This is a genomic window from Anabaena sp. UHCC 0399, from assembly GCF_034931465.1.
In the GTDB taxonomy this organism is placed as follows: domain Bacteria; phylum Cyanobacteriota; class Cyanobacteriia; order Cyanobacteriales; family Nostocaceae; genus Trichormus; species Trichormus minutissimus.
The window spans coordinates 87,762-102,801 of sequence record NZ_JAYGGZ010000013.1 but is presented as its reverse complement, the minus strand read 5'-3'; the positions used below and the strand labels follow the sequence as shown (position 1 = coordinate 102,801).

At 40.7% G+C, this 15,040-nt stretch carries 11 protein-coding genes; 8 read left to right on the top strand and 3 right to left on the bottom strand.

Translation table 11 applies throughout. The features are described from left to right. Positions 1-40 precede the first annotated feature (40 nt). From VB693_RS09840 to VB693_RS09830, 3 genes are all read left to right on the top strand, one after another. Positions 41-1,303, top strand: a complete 1,263-nt coding sequence (locus VB693_RS09840; protein WP_323266096.1) for a cysteine desulfurase — start codon at positions 41-43, stop codon at positions 1,301-1,303. Positions 1,304-1,392: 89 nt separating this feature from the next. Next, entirely contained in the window at positions 1,393-1,992 is a 600-nt protein-coding gene (locus VB693_RS09835; RefSeq protein ID WP_190708911.1) for a hypothetical protein, read from the top strand. 10 nt (positions 1,993-2,002) lie between these two features. Further along, positions 2,003-2,641: a Uma2 family endonuclease gene (locus VB693_RS09830; RefSeq protein ID WP_323266095.1), complete on the top strand. Its 639-nt coding sequence runs from the start codon at positions 2,003-2,005 to the stop codon at positions 2,639-2,641. 411 nt (positions 2,642-3,052) lie between these two features. Here the strand turns inward: VB693_RS09830 and VB693_RS09825 are convergent, their stop codons facing one another. Further along, positions 3,053-3,730, bottom strand: coding sequence for a Uma2 family endonuclease (locus VB693_RS09825; RefSeq protein ID WP_323266120.1), 678 nt, complete (start codon positions 3,728-3,730; stop codon positions 3,053-3,055). Between the two features lie 112 nt (positions 3,731-3,842). Here VB693_RS09825 and VB693_RS09820 point away from each other — a divergent pair, with 112 nt between their 5' ends. From VB693_RS09820 to VB693_RS09805, 4 genes are all read left to right on the top strand, one after another. Next, on the top strand, positions 3,843-5,483 hold the full coding sequence (locus tag VB693_RS09820; RefSeq protein ID WP_323266094.1) for a type II CAAX prenyl endopeptidase Rce1 family protein: 1,641 nt from the start codon (positions 3,843-3,845) through the stop codon (positions 5,481-5,483). An 892-nt stretch (positions 5,484-6,375) separates the two neighbouring features. Next, on the top strand, positions 6,376-6,651 hold the full coding sequence (locus tag VB693_RS09815) for a TM2 domain-containing protein (RefSeq protein WP_190708919.1): 276 nt from the start codon (positions 6,376-6,378) through the stop codon (positions 6,649-6,651). A gap of 465 nt (positions 6,652-7,116) precedes the next feature. Then, positions 7,117-9,546: a heavy metal translocating P-type ATPase gene (locus VB693_RS09810; protein WP_323266093.1), complete on the top strand. Its 2,430-nt coding sequence runs from the start codon at positions 7,117-7,119 to the stop codon at positions 9,544-9,546. Between the two features lie 376 nt (positions 9,547-9,922). Further along, positions 9,923-10,426, top strand: coding sequence for an FHA domain-containing protein (locus VB693_RS09805; RefSeq protein WP_190708923.1), 504 nt, complete (start codon positions 9,923-9,925; stop codon positions 10,424-10,426). A 179-nt stretch (positions 10,427-10,605) separates the two neighbouring features. Here VB693_RS09805 and VB693_RS09800 read toward each other — a convergent pair whose 3' ends face one another. Further along, a complete protein-coding gene (locus VB693_RS09800; protein WP_323266092.1) occupies positions 10,606-10,953 on the bottom strand; it encodes a hypothetical protein in 348 nt (115 codons plus the stop codon). Between the two features lie 361 nt (positions 10,954-11,314). On the opposite strand from VB693_RS09800, the gene VB693_RS09795 reads away from it, so the two are divergent. Continuing rightward, positions 11,315-11,764 carry a Fur family transcriptional regulator gene (locus VB693_RS09795; protein WP_323266091.1) on the top strand — a complete coding sequence of 150 codons (450 nt, stop codon included), beginning with the start codon at positions 11,315-11,317 and terminating at the stop codon, positions 11,762-11,764. A 152-nt stretch (positions 11,765-11,916) separates the two neighbouring features. On the opposite strand, the gene VB693_RS09790 is transcribed toward VB693_RS09795, so the two are convergent. Then, positions 11,917-14,934, bottom strand: coding sequence for a pentapeptide repeat-containing protein (locus VB693_RS09790; RefSeq protein ID WP_323266090.1), 3,018 nt, complete (start codon positions 14,932-14,934; stop codon positions 11,917-11,919). Positions 14,935-15,040: the final 106 nt, after the last annotated feature.

The window sequence follows — 15,040 nt, the reverse complement described above, 5'->3', positions numbered from 1 at the left end:
TACGAATTACAAATTACAACTTAGGAATTACGAATTACCAATGACTTATACTTCTACCAAAACCCTGGCTGATAAAGTTCGTGCTGATTTCCCACTATTGCATCAAGAAATCAACGATAAACCTTTGGTTTATTTAGATAATGCGGCGACATCACAAAAACCGTTGTTCGTCTTAAATGCACTCAGGGATTACTACGAACAATATAACGCCAACGTGCATCGTGGAGCGCATACCCTCAGTGCTAAAGCCACCGATGCTTATGAAGGCGCACGGGATAAAATTGCTAAATTTATTCATGCAGCCTCCCGCCAAGAAATCGTCTATACACGCAACGCCAGCGAAGCTATTAACCTCGTAGCTTATAGCTGGGGAATGAACAATTTAAAAGCTGGGGACGAAATTATTCTGTCGGTGATGGAACACCACAGTAATATTGTTCCTTGGCAATTTGTTGCTCAGAAAACAGGTGCAGTTCTCAGGTTTGTGGAATTAACACCAGAAGAAACCTTAGATTTGGAACAGTTTAAACAACTGATTTCCGAGAAAACTAAATTAGTTTCTATAGTTCATGTTTCTAATACACTGGGTTGTATTAATCCAGTGACAGAGATTGCAAAAATTGCTCACAGATACGGCGCGAAATTCTTAGTTGATGCTTGTCAAAGTGTTCCTCATATGCCTGTTGATGTCCAACAAATCGACTGTGATTGGTTGGTAGCATCTGGGCATAAAATGTGCGCGATGACTGGTATAGGTTTTTTGTATGGTAAGTTGGAATTACTAGAAGCAATGCCACCATTTTTTGGCGGTGGTGAGATGATTGCTGAAGTGTATTTAGACCATTCCACCTATGCAGAATTACCCCATAAATTTGAAGCGGGGACACCTGCAATTGGGGAAGCGATCGCCCTGGGTGCAGCCATAGATTATCTTACTAATATAGGTATGGATAAAATCCACGCCTACGAAGCAGAATTAACAGCTTATTTGTTCCAAGAATTAGCACAAATTCCTCAAATTAGAATCTACGGGCCAAAACCCGACGCAAACGGAGAAGGTAGAGCCGCCTTAGCAGCATTCACCGTTGAAGGTGTCCACGCTAACGACTTATCTACATTATTAGATCAAGAAGGTGTAGCCATCCGTTCTGGACACCACTGCACTCAACCTTTACACCGTCACATGGGTTTACCCGCCACCGCAAGAGTCAGTTTATCTTTCTACAACACCCGCGAGGAAATTGATGTATTCATCAAAGCACTCAAGGAAACCATTGACTTTTTTGCTGGTATTTTTGCTTAAAAATACCCTAATTGTAAATCACAGATACCCGACTTCTTGAAGCAGTCGGGTATTTTATTTCTCGCAACTAATTTACAGGAGTTGCTAAAATGTCATACAGTGACTTTACTTTAGACAAAGTTAGGAAAACTTTTGGTTTAACCATTGCCGATAAAGTAGATATCTTTGCATCTGTACCAGAAATAGATTGTCCCGAATTACTGGCAGAAGTATTAAAAGAAAATATACCATTAGCTCTTGCTAGTAATACAGAAAAATCTCGCTCTGAGATGATTATTGCACCAATTTTAATTGCGATTAGAAAATATTTAAATAATCAAATTAGCTTATTTTCTGGCATTGATTTTACTGTAGAATCAGCACAAGGGTTAAATGGAAATTGTGACTTTATTATTAGTCTTTCACCAGAATTATTAATTTTAAATGCACCAGTTGTCACGATTGTAGAAGCAAAAAAAGAAAATATCAATGCTGGCTTAGGTCAATGTGTAGCCGAGATGATAGCAGCAAAATTATTTAATGAACGTGAAGGTAATAATATTCAGACTATTTACGGTACTGTAACTACAGGTACTAACTGGAAATTTCTTAAACTTTATGAACAAGTGGTCGAAATTGACTTAAGTGAATATTATATTAATAATATAGGTAAAATCTTAGGAATTTTATCGCATATTTTGACAGAATAAGTATTTTCATATGCTCATACAGTCAACCCCTGCCGAACAAAGAACAGTCTTACATAACGTTAGCTGGGAAACCTTTGAAGCTTTGCTGAGAGACACAGGGGAGGATAGAGGCTCTAGGTTTGCCTATGACTGTGGCGTTTTAGAAATTATGACCCCACTTTTTGAACACGAAAACCCTAAAATTCAGTTTGATCGTTTAATATTTACTCTAGTTGAGGAATTAGACTTAGAAATAAAAAGTGCTGGCTCTACAACCTTAAAACTCCCATTAGCTAAACGAGGTATAGAACCAGATAACTGTTACTACATTCAAAATGAATTTAGAGTGAGAGGTAAAGAAAAATTAAATTTAGAAACAGATCCGCCGCCTGATTTAGCAATTGAAATTGATATTACTAGTAGTTCAGTGAATAAATTTAATATTTACTCAGCGTTAGGTATTGCTGAATTGTGGAGGTATGACGGGCAAGATTTAAAATTTTATCATTTGGTAGAAGGGCAATATATTGAGCATGAATTTAGTCTTGCCTTTCCTATAGTGTCTGTAAATGATATCAGCAGATTTATTCAGCAAAGCAAAAGCATGGGTGAAATTGCTTTGCTCAAATTATTTCGTGTTTGGGTAAGAAATAATATCCGAAAAAATTAGGTTTTTAATCATAGGTAATATTAATATTTAGAATTTTCTCTTACTTTTTTTGCTAGTATTTATAGCAATAACATATATGAGAAGTATAGCTGTTTGTTAACGTAACCTGAGTTCGGGTTAAGCCAGAAGCTAAAAAGCTTATTCTGTCAGGATTTAATAAAACTGGAAGTGATCAAAGCAGGGATTAAAGTGGAATCCTTTTGTCAATAAGGTTCACAAATGAAACTAATCTCAACAATATGTCTTATTGAGAATAGATGAAAACAGAGCTTCAGACCGAACAACGATAAGTCAAGGCTTTTGAGGATTTCTTATCCCGAACTCAGGTTAACGTATTACAATCTTTGAATCCTATGAGCAGTCACACTATGCAAGAAAAACACAACATAAGTGTGATTGCCTTACGGAATATCAAATTAAACTATCAGGATCTATTCCTAGTTTTCGCAATTCATCTGCTAATCTTTGAGCGCGTTGTTCAGAGGCGATCGCTCTTTCTTCAGGTGACAAATATCTCACACCTTGGGCATCATACCAATACAACCAATCTCTTATAATTCCTTGATAAGTTCCCTGTTCATAACCAATGGCTAAACCTATCTCTGCCAACCAAACAGGATTTCCCGGTTGCAATACATATTCATTATTGATTAACTTATAAACTTCTAAAGGTGGTTTTTTCCGCCGTTGGGGATTGTAAACAACATAATATAAAACCTCCATCTCAGAGTAAAGTTTCTTTTTGTAAGTATATTCTCCCCTGCGTCTGTGAGAAACAACTTCTAAAGTCATCATTGGCATGACTTTTTCTTCCCACAGTACGTAACTGAGGCGCAAATTCTCATCAAAAACGCGCTCAACTCCCAAGCTGAGAAAACCATCGGGGACAATTGGTGGCTGTTCAGGATCGTAATAAATTCCCATATCAACCCCGAAAAACCAATCCATCCGGCTTGACCATATCCAAGCTAGGATGGCTTTGAGCAAGCTGGGAATTAAATCTTGTAGTTCGTTATCCACAGGTTCATCGTCAGAATCTGGTAGATCCTCAGCGGAGGGCAAGCAGTGTAATGGGTTGTAATTTAGCATGGTAAGAGCGATCGCCAACTCATAATATTCATCATATCGATCCACCATTCGCGTTTTCTTGCGATAATTCCCAAGGGGGACTCTCTCCCACTGGTTCGACAAAGGGGGACAGATGACACTCAAACGAATATTTTTATTCTTTATACTGACACCGATCGCAGTTTTATTTGCCGCTTCATCTCTATTCGGTACTTTGCAAGAACCGCAGTTTCAAACTCGCTTGGAACTCTATCAAACTAATATTGCTCTGCAAGCGCAAGCTTGGCAAGCAGCAGATAGTCAAGATGATAGCTCCCAGGCGATTCGAGAAGCAATCCTGGGGGATCAACCCCTCGAAAGTGCTACGGAGAAATACCGAGAAACACGTCAATCTGTGCAGACTAATTTGGTAAAAGTTCAAAGCCAACTTGCACAACTGCGCTCTACAGATGCAATTCCTACACCACCTAAACCACTACCAGAAGTCCCTCCCACCATCGATACTTCTCGCTCAGATAAGGTAAAGCAGCTAGAACAGTCCCAACAAAAAATGCAAAAATTCCTAGCTGAATTAGACTTACAGTTGGGAATTTTACAAGCCAAACAAGGAAAGACAGATACAGCACTCAAAACCTGGAGTGAATTACAACAGCGATTAGAAACAGAATCCAGCACTCAAAACTCAGCACTCAGCACTCAAAACTCAGCACTCAGCACTCAGCACTCAGCACTCAGCACTAAAGAAACGGCTGCTGTATTAATTGGACTATGGAGTGATCCCCCACGTCTGTTACCTGATGCTCAACAACAGATTCAAAATAATTTAACAGGTTGGTTTAGTTCTACAGCTTTGGTTCAACTCTACCAACTCCAGCAACGCCAAGCAGCTTTATTAGAAGTGCAAGCAGTACAACAAGATGCGGCGACTCAGGCTGTGTTCAAGTTAGCATTTATTGGTACTGTCCCTGCGCTCACTGCCTTGGTGGGAGTAATCCTCTTGATTTCCTTAACTGCTCAACGCTTAATTAAAGGGAAAGAGGCTTTATTAGCGCAAAATGGTGACTTACCTTGGACAACACCTTGGGATGGGGAAACTATACTACAGGTTTTTGTTGTCGGCTTTTTCTTCATGGGACAGGTTTTTGTTCCCGCTTTGCTCTTAACACTCCCAATTCCGCGTCCCGTTGGGGATGTACGCCTGCAAGCCGTTTATGTGTTAATTAGTTACCTGTTAGTGGCTGTGGGTGCGCTATTGGTAATGTATTTCTCCATCAAGCGGTTTTTCCCTTTACCAAGACTCTGGTTTAAATTACAACTACGGGATAATTGGTTTTTGTGGGGATTGGGGGGATATTGCGCCGCTTTACCTATAGTTGTCATTGTTTCCTTGATTAATCAGCAACTATGGCAAGGACAGGGTGGTAGTAACCCTTTATTACAACTAGCACTGGAAAGCCAAGACTTTGTAGCACTGGGGATATTTTACGTCACAGCTGCGATCGCTGCTCCTCTGTTTGAAGAAGTCCTATTTCGCGGCTTTTTATTACCTTCTTTAACTAAGTACCTACCAGTCTGGGGATCAATTCTCGCCAGTGGTTTGTTATTTGCGATCGCGCACCTGAGTTTATCAGAAGTCCTACCATTGACAGCTTTGGGTATCGTCTTAGGAGTAGTTTACACGCGATCGCGCAACCTACTTGCACCCATACTACTGCACAGCCTCTGGAATAGCGGCACACTCATCAGTCTGTTTCTCTTGGGTAGCGGTAATTAATCAAACTGAAACTACACGGTTGCTAATCATAAAAATATTTAGTTTTCTCTGCCCATAACTAAATTTTTTGGCTATTATGATTAGCTAATATCAAATCATATACCAATTTCATGACAGACATAGAATTTATGAATATATAACCAGTAATACTGTTAAATAGATTACAAAATTTCCAAGTAGATTTTTATTATCATCTGGATAACTCAGTTCGTTCTTATAGTGTTGATTACCATCCTTAAGCACTCCAACCCGGAATTATGTATTGACTAGTCCCGGTGTGATTAATGGTCATAAACACAGGTGAATGAATACAATTTAAACTGCAACCATTCTCTTATACTGAAGGTAATCATAGGATTTTTTCGCCGGAGTAAACCCTCCCTCTGTATCTGACGCAGGTAATTTCCATTAAAGTTATCTTGAAGATTGTGACCATCTCCGATAAAAATCCGGAGATAATACGGGTATAAGAGTAGGGAGTGGTATGGTAAAGCTACTTTCACGTATTAATTTAAAATTAATTCTCGTGAAAGAGGACTATTTACTCAAAATCTGTAATAATACTGACCTAGTTTATTTCGTCAATATGGTTAATGTAGCCTTCCTAAATCTTTTTTGAGAGCCGAGAACCCTGTAAAGTCTCGCAATTCTTAAAAATAGAACAGGATTGCCATAGCCATAAATAAACAAGATAATTCCAGGCATAACTAGATGAACTACTCAATCTAATTCTTAGTAGCTTATCTATCCACGACTATTAGAGACTAGTTTCACCCACATTTCTATAAGTGTGGGCAAAACTTCTAATACCAACTCAGTCAAAATATATTTGCTTGATCTAATCACAGTAAGAACCTTAGTTTTACACATAGTTTCAAGGAGCAGAAACCAGATGGCAAATCTCAACCCAACTCAAACTCACAAACAATTATTAGCTAGCTATTGTGGAATTATTTTCGGTGGTTTTGGAGTGCATAAATTTATTTTAGGATATGCTCCAGAAGGCTTTATTATGTTGGTTATATCCGTCGTTGGGGGTACTTTTTCCTACGGCATGACTTTGTTAATTATGCAGCTTGTTGGTTTAGTTGAAGGCATGATCTACTTAAACAAAACTCCTGAACAATTTGTTGACACTTATATAGTAAATAAACAGGGTTGGTTTTAAAATCAGGCATTAGGCATCGACTAGCTTCTAACTCCTAGTACAGCATGGCATTTGATTTCCGCCTTGCGGTACTAGTGCCTTTTTAATACTTGTAATTAATTTAACCTGATATGTTTACCAGCAAACGTAAGTATCTAACCTGGGTAATATTTGTATTTGTGGGAATGGGCTATGTTAGTGCTATGTCTAACATCGAAGTCCACTATTTCTTGAAGAGTCTGATTATCTTCCTACCAATTCAGCTTGTAACTTTGATCTACGTGACTTCCCAACGTTGGAGTCGGAGTTAGAAGGGATTGGGGAGTTAAATCAGTGAATAGTGACTGATGACTGATAACTGATGATGCCCCATTCGTAAATTTAATATATTTACAATTGAGTCTTAGTTCCAGATTTCGCTACCCTCAAATTAGAGGTGCTTTTATGCAAACGCCAGAATTCTTATAGCGAATCTAAAAACCTGCCATGCAACTTGTCCCGAAAACTCAGCTTGACTTAGAACCGACCCCGACTAGAGAAAAAATTCTTTTAGATGTTGGGGGTATGAAGTGTGCTGGTTGTGTGAGTGCAGTAGAAAGACAACTCATCCAATATCCAGGAGTCAAGAGTGCTTGTGTGAATCTGGCTACAGAGGTAGCAGTTGTAGAATCGGAAACGGGTGCAGTAGACCCAGAACTATTAGCCCAGAAATTGACAGCAACCGGATTCCCTACTCAACTCCGGAAAGCTAATGACAAAGTAGCAGGCAAATCGACATCAAAAGACCCCACAGAACGACAACGCCAACAAATGCGTGCTGCGTGGCAACAGTTGGCGATCGCGGCGGTGCTATTGTTATTCTCAGGTATAGGACATTTGGGCAATCTCGGCAGCCAAATCTTACCTGCATTGGATAACATCTGGTTTCATTATGGTTTGGCAACCCTAGCACTATTAATTCCTGGTCGCCCCATTTTAATAGATGGGTGGCTAGGTTGGCGGCGGAATGCACCCAACATGAATACCTTAGTGGGATTAGGAACTCTCACAGCCTACACAGCCAGCGTCGTAGCATTATTTTTTCCTCAACTCGGTTGGGAGTGTTTCTTTGACGAACCAGTGATGATGCTGGGCTTTATCCTCTTAGGTAGGACATTAGAACAACAAGCCAGAGGTAAAGCCGCCGCCGCATTTAGGAAGCTGCTAGCACTTCAACCACAGACAGCGCGATTAATTCCTAACCCAGACACAGAAAAGATAGGACTGGGAACAAATACCATCGAAATTCCCGCCGAACAAGTCAAAGTTGGGGAATGGGTGCAAGTTTTGCCAGGAGATAAAATCCCTGTAGATGGCGAAGTCCGTTTTGGCCAGACAACAATAAATGAGTCCATGCTGACTGGGGAAGCAGTGCCGGTGATTAAACAACCGGGAGATACAGTCGCCGCAGGCACTATCAACCAATCAGGCGCGATCGCTATCCAAGCCACCCGTACAGGTGCTGACACTACCTTAGCCCACATCGTCGCCTTAGTAGAAGCTGCCCAAACCCGCAAAGCCCCAGTCCAAAAATTAGCCGACACCGTAGCCGGTTACTTTACCTACGGGGTATTAACAGCCTCAGCCTTGACATTTATCTTTTGGTACTGTTTCGGCACTCATATTTGGCCTGATGTCACTACTACCAGTGGCATAGAAATCATGAGCCACGCCGCACACACAACTCAGCACCCGGCACTCAGCACTCAGCACGCTCCACTCCTAATTAGTTTAAAACTAGCGATCGCTGTCATGGTTGTCGCCTGTCCCTGCGCTTTAGGACTCGCAACACCCACAGCCATTTTAGTTGGTACAGGCATCGGTGCAGAACAGGGTCTATTAATCAAAGGTGGCGACGTTTTAGAAAAAGTCCACAAACTCAACACCGTGGTCTTCGATAAAACAGGTACACTCACCACGGGTAATCCGCAAGTTACTGATTGTTTGGTGGTTGGAAACTGGGAAGCAGGAGAGCAGGGGAGAAATTTCATGCCCCATGCTCTAATAAAACTTGCCGCCGCCGTGGAAAGTGGCACTTACCATCCCCTCGCTAAAGCCATTCAGCAGGAAGCCAAGCGTCTACAGTTAGCGATTCCAGAGGCTGTAGACTTCCACACTGAACCGGGATTGGGTGTATCGGCGGTGGTGGATGGTGAAACGGTACTGTTAGGGAACTGGGAATGGTTGAGTTGGCATGGTGTTGTAATTGATGAGACAGCACAACAGTCAGCTAAAGAGCTAGCAAAAGAGGGGAAAACCATTGTCGGTGTTGCCGTTGCTGGAATTTTGGCGGGTGTGATTGGCGTGCAAGATACCCTCAGAGAAGATGCTCACACCACAGTAGAACAGTTACGCCAGATGGGTTTGCGGGTGATGCTTTTAAGTGGCGATCGCCCAGAAGCTGCTAGTGCGATCGCCCAAAAGTTGGGTATAGATCACACTGATGTGATTGCAGGCGTTCCTCCCAGCAAAAAAGCCGCCGTCATTCAAGAACTGCAAGCCGAATCTGCTCATCATGTTGCCATGATTGGCGATGGAATCAATGATGCACCTGCATTATCTCAAGCTGATGTCGGCATTGCTTTACACTCTGGCACAGATGTCGCAATGGAAACAGCCCAAATAGTCTTGATGCGCGATCGCTTGAGTGATGTTGTCCAAGCAATTCGCCTCAGTCGTGCCACCTTCAACAAAATTCGCCAAAATTTATTCTGGGCTTTTGCCTACAATACCATTGGTATTCCTCTGGCAGCAGGTGTTTTATTACCAAATTGGGGTTTTGTTCTCAGCCCCTCTGGTGCGGCGGCACTCATGGCCTTTAGCTCAGTCAGCGTAGTAACTAACTCCGTATTATTACGTCGTTTAGCTCATCATTAGGTAACATTACAACATCAATGTAGTTTCTTTCATCTCAGGTTAAACTAAATTCATAGTTACACGTTCAGCATCTCATTAAATCTGTTGTCACTCCTTGAAAAGTGACAGTAGTTACAGAGTAGAACAAATCGGTTCTACTCTGTGCCAGTAAATATAGCGGTTGTCATTGGCAGAAAATACACTCCTCCAGTACAACACGGTGGAAATAAACAACCGATTCCAAATCAACAAAATGCTTACAGTGTATTCATTTTGAATTTTGAATTTTAAATTCCGCCTTGCGGTACTAGCCTCTAGCAAAGTGTATTGCAGACAAGCGAGAAACCCTATTCTGTAGTGCTGCACAACATCAAACATCAGATTGTAGTGGGCAAGAATGGCAGGTAAAAATACTCAAGAACTGAGAATTAATCAAAATTCCAACAATTTTGGTAACGATTTATCAACAGCAGTAGAAACCAATGAAAGTCATCTACTAATTCTGGAAGATGATCAGGGTCGTAAAGAATTTACTTTGGAAAATCCTGTCTACTCACTTGGTAGAGACCGCGAATCTAATATCCGTTTAGTATCTCAATTCGTCTCTCGTCGCCATGCTACATTGGTGAGACTGCCGAGGCACAATAACACTCAAAGCTATTATTACCGCATCGTTGATGGTGATGGTCAAGGCAAACCTAGTGCTAATGGTTTCATCATTAACGGGCGCAAAATGCCAGCCCACGATTTAAAAAATGAAGATGAAATTGTCTTTGGCCCCAAAATACGTGCCATTTATTATCTGTTGAAAAATACTCAACGTTCTGGACAAACTGATGCTAGTGAGTATGACATTACACTCATCAATCCCAGTATGACTGATGACATAGAGGAGATTTGAAATAATTCGTAATTGATAATTCTTAATTCGTAATTGGATGAGTTGAGGATTTAGACCCCAACTCACTGTAGACCGTTAATTTTAAAAAATTAGCGTGGGACTCAATCCCTGTTAATTACGAACTACAAATTACGAATTAGTAATTATGTTGAATTGCCCCATTGCCCTTAATTTCAGGATTAACCCGCCAGGGTTTCGATTAAATGCCAACAGCGACTTCCCTCAATTTCTTGCCTAATAAAATCAAACATTTGTCGGCAGCGATTATTAATGCGGAGTGGTAATTCCTCATTTTTAATGACAATACTTATCCGGCTTTCTGTCTCTGTAGCCGTAGATTTATCAATCAGCACTTCCACTTTGACTAATTGGGAAACCGAAGCATTCCCCAGAATCTCCCGCGCCATAACGTAATCGGGTGTATAGTATTGAATTTCCAAATCACAGTTCTGTAACAGGTCTAGAACTAGTGGCTGTAGATCGTCAATATTAACAGCAATCATAAATGAACATGTATAGCGAGCCATAATAGCCCCACACCTTGTAACACTCCGTCCATCCTATAATACTGAAGTGACTAAACTACAAGTGGTTATGATTCCTTAAACTGCTTTTTAACTTTTGACTTCGCATAGCGGCACTAGCCCCTGACCCAAAGTGGACATTTACCTAAAATTTAAGCTAAAGTTGTAATGAGTTTGTTTTAGAGGAAAGTGTGGTGAGGCAAACATCAGAAAATTATCCCCACAATCACCTCAAACTGTAATTTCCGCAGCATTCCCCAGTAGCAGTACAGGTGTTAAGGCAAAATTGTAGTTCCCTGGTAGATACATAGCAGCCATCCACTCAAACTGGGAAAACTCTCCCGATAGTGAAGTAGACTTAAATATGCAGAAACAGGTAGTATCCACAAAACCCATTCGCTCTTTAGAAGATGCACTTGAACGGTGTCAAATACTAGGTATGCGGGTTAGCCGTCAACGTCGCTTTATTCTAGAATTACTATGGCAAGCTAATGAACACCTTTCTGCGAGGGAAATTTACGATCGCCTCAACCAACAAGGTAAAGAAATCGGTCATACATCTGTATATCAGAATTTAGAAGCATTATCAACTCAAGGGATTATTGAGTGCATTGAACGCTGTGATGGGCGTTTATATGGCAATATTAGCGATGCCCACAGTCATGTTAATTGTTTAGATACTAATCAAATTCTCGATGTTCATATTGAACTACCAGAAGAATTTATCCGTGAAGTTGAACAAAAAACAGGAGTAAAAATTACTGAATATACAATTAACTTCTACGGCTATCGCAGTCCTCAAGACAGTGAATAAAAAACTCCCTCCATATTCGCGCAGCGTCCCGCAGAAAGGGGATCAAGTTTTTGGGTATGGGGTCTTGGGAAGAAGCTACCAATAACCAAATCCCCAAGCGACGGGGTGACTATCCCTATCCACCCAGAAAGGGATGGGGTTTCCTATAACTTTCAATAAAAAACCGTTTCATCATCAGCATCATCATCATCTAAACTTGGAGGTAACATTAGTTCACCTTCTAAGCTTTCAATGATGCCGATATCGTCGGTATTATCCCAAATTTTTGTGCTATCGGTACTGCTCTGAATGTGAAACTGTGATTGCTCTGATAATAAAACTTTCAAAGATTGAAACTGTTCTAAGGAGAATAAAGCACCGTTGAATTTAGCAGTTTCTCGATTAGCTTCGCTAATGACAGTATCAGATAAACAAGCATTAGTGAAGTTAACATCATGAATATTGACAGCAGCCAGGTTAGCACCAGTTAAATTTGTATTAGTAAGATTTGCACCAGTCAGGTTAGCACCAGTCAGGTTAGCACCAGTGAGATTTGCCTGACTGAGATTCGCATCACAAAGATTTGCACCAGTGAGATTTGCTCCTATCAATACTGCATTGACTAAATTTGTCTGCTCAAAATTAGAGCCTGCTAGCATAATTTGAGATAAATACGCACCTGAGAGATTAATCCCCGCTAGAGATTCAGAATGGATGCGTTTAATAACATTAGTATCCAGTAATGCTGCTTTTGCTAACAACATGAGCATTGCTTCTGGATAAAATTCTGTGGTATTGCCAGGGTTGCCACAAGGAGAAAAAGCAACTTGAATTTTTTTGTGCATACCGCCTAGCAAGAAAAACACATTAATACCCACATAGGTATTTAGCTGTTCTATATTGACAGGATTTTGCAGTGTATGGAAATAAGATAAAGCAGTGTGGGCGATACCTTCATCTAACCAACGTCCTTGACAGTAACCACGCCAGAAAGATTCCAGACGTTGGATGAGAATTTCCCAAGAAAAATGATTTTTTGGCTGATGGTGTAAACTAGCGATCGCTAATTCTGTAATTCCTTGAGTCAGAATACCATAACCCAGTAAATTATACAGGTGCTGGGCAACACTACTAGGAGAATCAATCAGAAAATTTTGCGTGCCGTAAATATCTCCTTGGCACTGCGTCAACATTTGTAATTGACTAGCCACCGCCTCAGCGCAGAGATATGTTCCTAGGTTGGGGTGAGAGAATTCGATAGTTTGGGAATTAGGCAGGCAGTGCGTTGCGGAGGTCTCCTCCGTTGTAACAAATGCCGTCATTGGGGTGAAAACGTCTCTCCTGCGCCCCTGCATTTGAAAATAAAACGCAGGTAAGTTACTTGTTGGGGTTGATTCCAGGGTAATTTGATGGCGATCGCTGTGTAAAATTTGGAGAGAGATGGTTTGTATATGGTCGATTAAATTTTGGGGATGATGGCTAGCAAGTAAATTCGCGATCGCTTCTTGTGTACGATGTATATGAGCTAATCCTGAACGCTGTAGGCTGGTGTGGATATTGCTAGTTAAGGGATAGCCTAACAACCATTGTTGGAGGCGATGATAAATTTCCCACAACAAAGAGGAATCGGTATTTTGTTGGTTATAAGCTAACTGTAATATCGCATCATCTAGTAACCCATCCCGATGTAAAACGCCCAAAAGATACAGCATCAATGGTTGGTGTACCAAAGCTGAGAGTTCTGGTAACTTAGATTTACTTGTAAATAAACCTGCCTGTTTTAAAAACGTAAAAAAGTTTTGCGCAACAGGTAACGATTGAATTAATGTCCACTGTTGAAACCATAGCTTCAGTTCATTGGCAGTCAACTGCTGAATCTCAATGCGTCGCCATTGTGGGGGTATTTCTGGCGCAAATTCTTGTACGGTTGTTGAGCGACTAGTCAACACAATTTTATGGCGATGTTGAGCTTGAAATTGGATTAACTGCTGGATAAAAATTCTCTTTGTTCTTTTACTCTGACTAGCAGAAGGCAATTCATCTAGTCCATCTAGTAGCAACACACATCGAGGATGATCTTGTCCTAGCCAAGTGGCAAGATGAGTATGTTGATTGAATCTAAAACCAGAATTGAGAGTTTCGATTAAATTTTTGTCATATCGAATATCGCGCAACCGAATCACAATAGGCATCCAAGACGGGTAAAGTTCCCGTGCTATTTCCGCCGCCCACATCTGGCAGAAACTCGTTTTACCATAGCCCGGTGCTGATTCAATCACAGTTATAGTTTCTAAATCAGTTAACTGTTGCTGCATCCATGTTTTTAAATCAACTGGCAACTCATCATTGCCTGTCTGTGGTATTCCAGCTAAAGGAATATAAATATCTTTTAAAGCAAAAGATTCCATCAGTAACGGTGTACTGAGGCTTTGTAGTAAACTGGCACGGTAATTTTCTCGATGTAAGTCAATTTTATCCGTTACCATCGCACCCAATTCTGGGCTGTGGTTATCACCAGGTGTTCCCAATTGGAAAAATTTTTGTAGTTGAGCCAAAGCTAGGGCATTCTGGGCAATGACTGATAGTAAATATCCAGGAAGGGCGTGTGTCAACCGTTGAGTTAATAATTTCGCCTCTAACTCCTCTGTACCATTAGCGACGAACCAAGCAGCAGTAGCATAATTCATTTGTTGTACTAGTAATGAGTCTGCTACCAAAGACAAAGCTTGTTCAGCTTGGGTGTCTGTCAATTTGCCTGGAGAGAGGGTTTTTAATAATCCTTGGAGTGGCACATCCTGAAGGAATGGTGTGCAGAAGGGTATCTTGGCACGGTTTAGCCAAGGTCTTTGTAGAATAGTTTCTTGGTGTAAAACTTCTTTTAAAGCTCGCAAATATGCAATTTGAAAAGCTAGCCATGTACCTTCGTTGCGTTTTAAAGCTTTTTTTTGGCTGAGACTATGTAGCAGACTTTCGGTTAATAAAGTAATGACCGTGATTTCTTGTACAACCGTGTCTAAAGGCAGTGCCAAAATCTCAGCTAAAGTACAAATATCCAATGGTATTAGGCTTTTAACTTCCATATCCTGGACAATACGATAAGCAATACCTGATAATTGCCCGACTGCCAAATTTGAAGTGTAACTGATTGTCAGCTGGCGTTCTGCCAACCAATGCCTAATACTAAGGTTCATTTAATTACATAGTGAAGTGCTGCCTATGCCAATTATCATCCATTTATTAAAGGACGAAAACAGGTAACAATGGGGAAGACTATAACTTTTCACCAGTGATGACAAT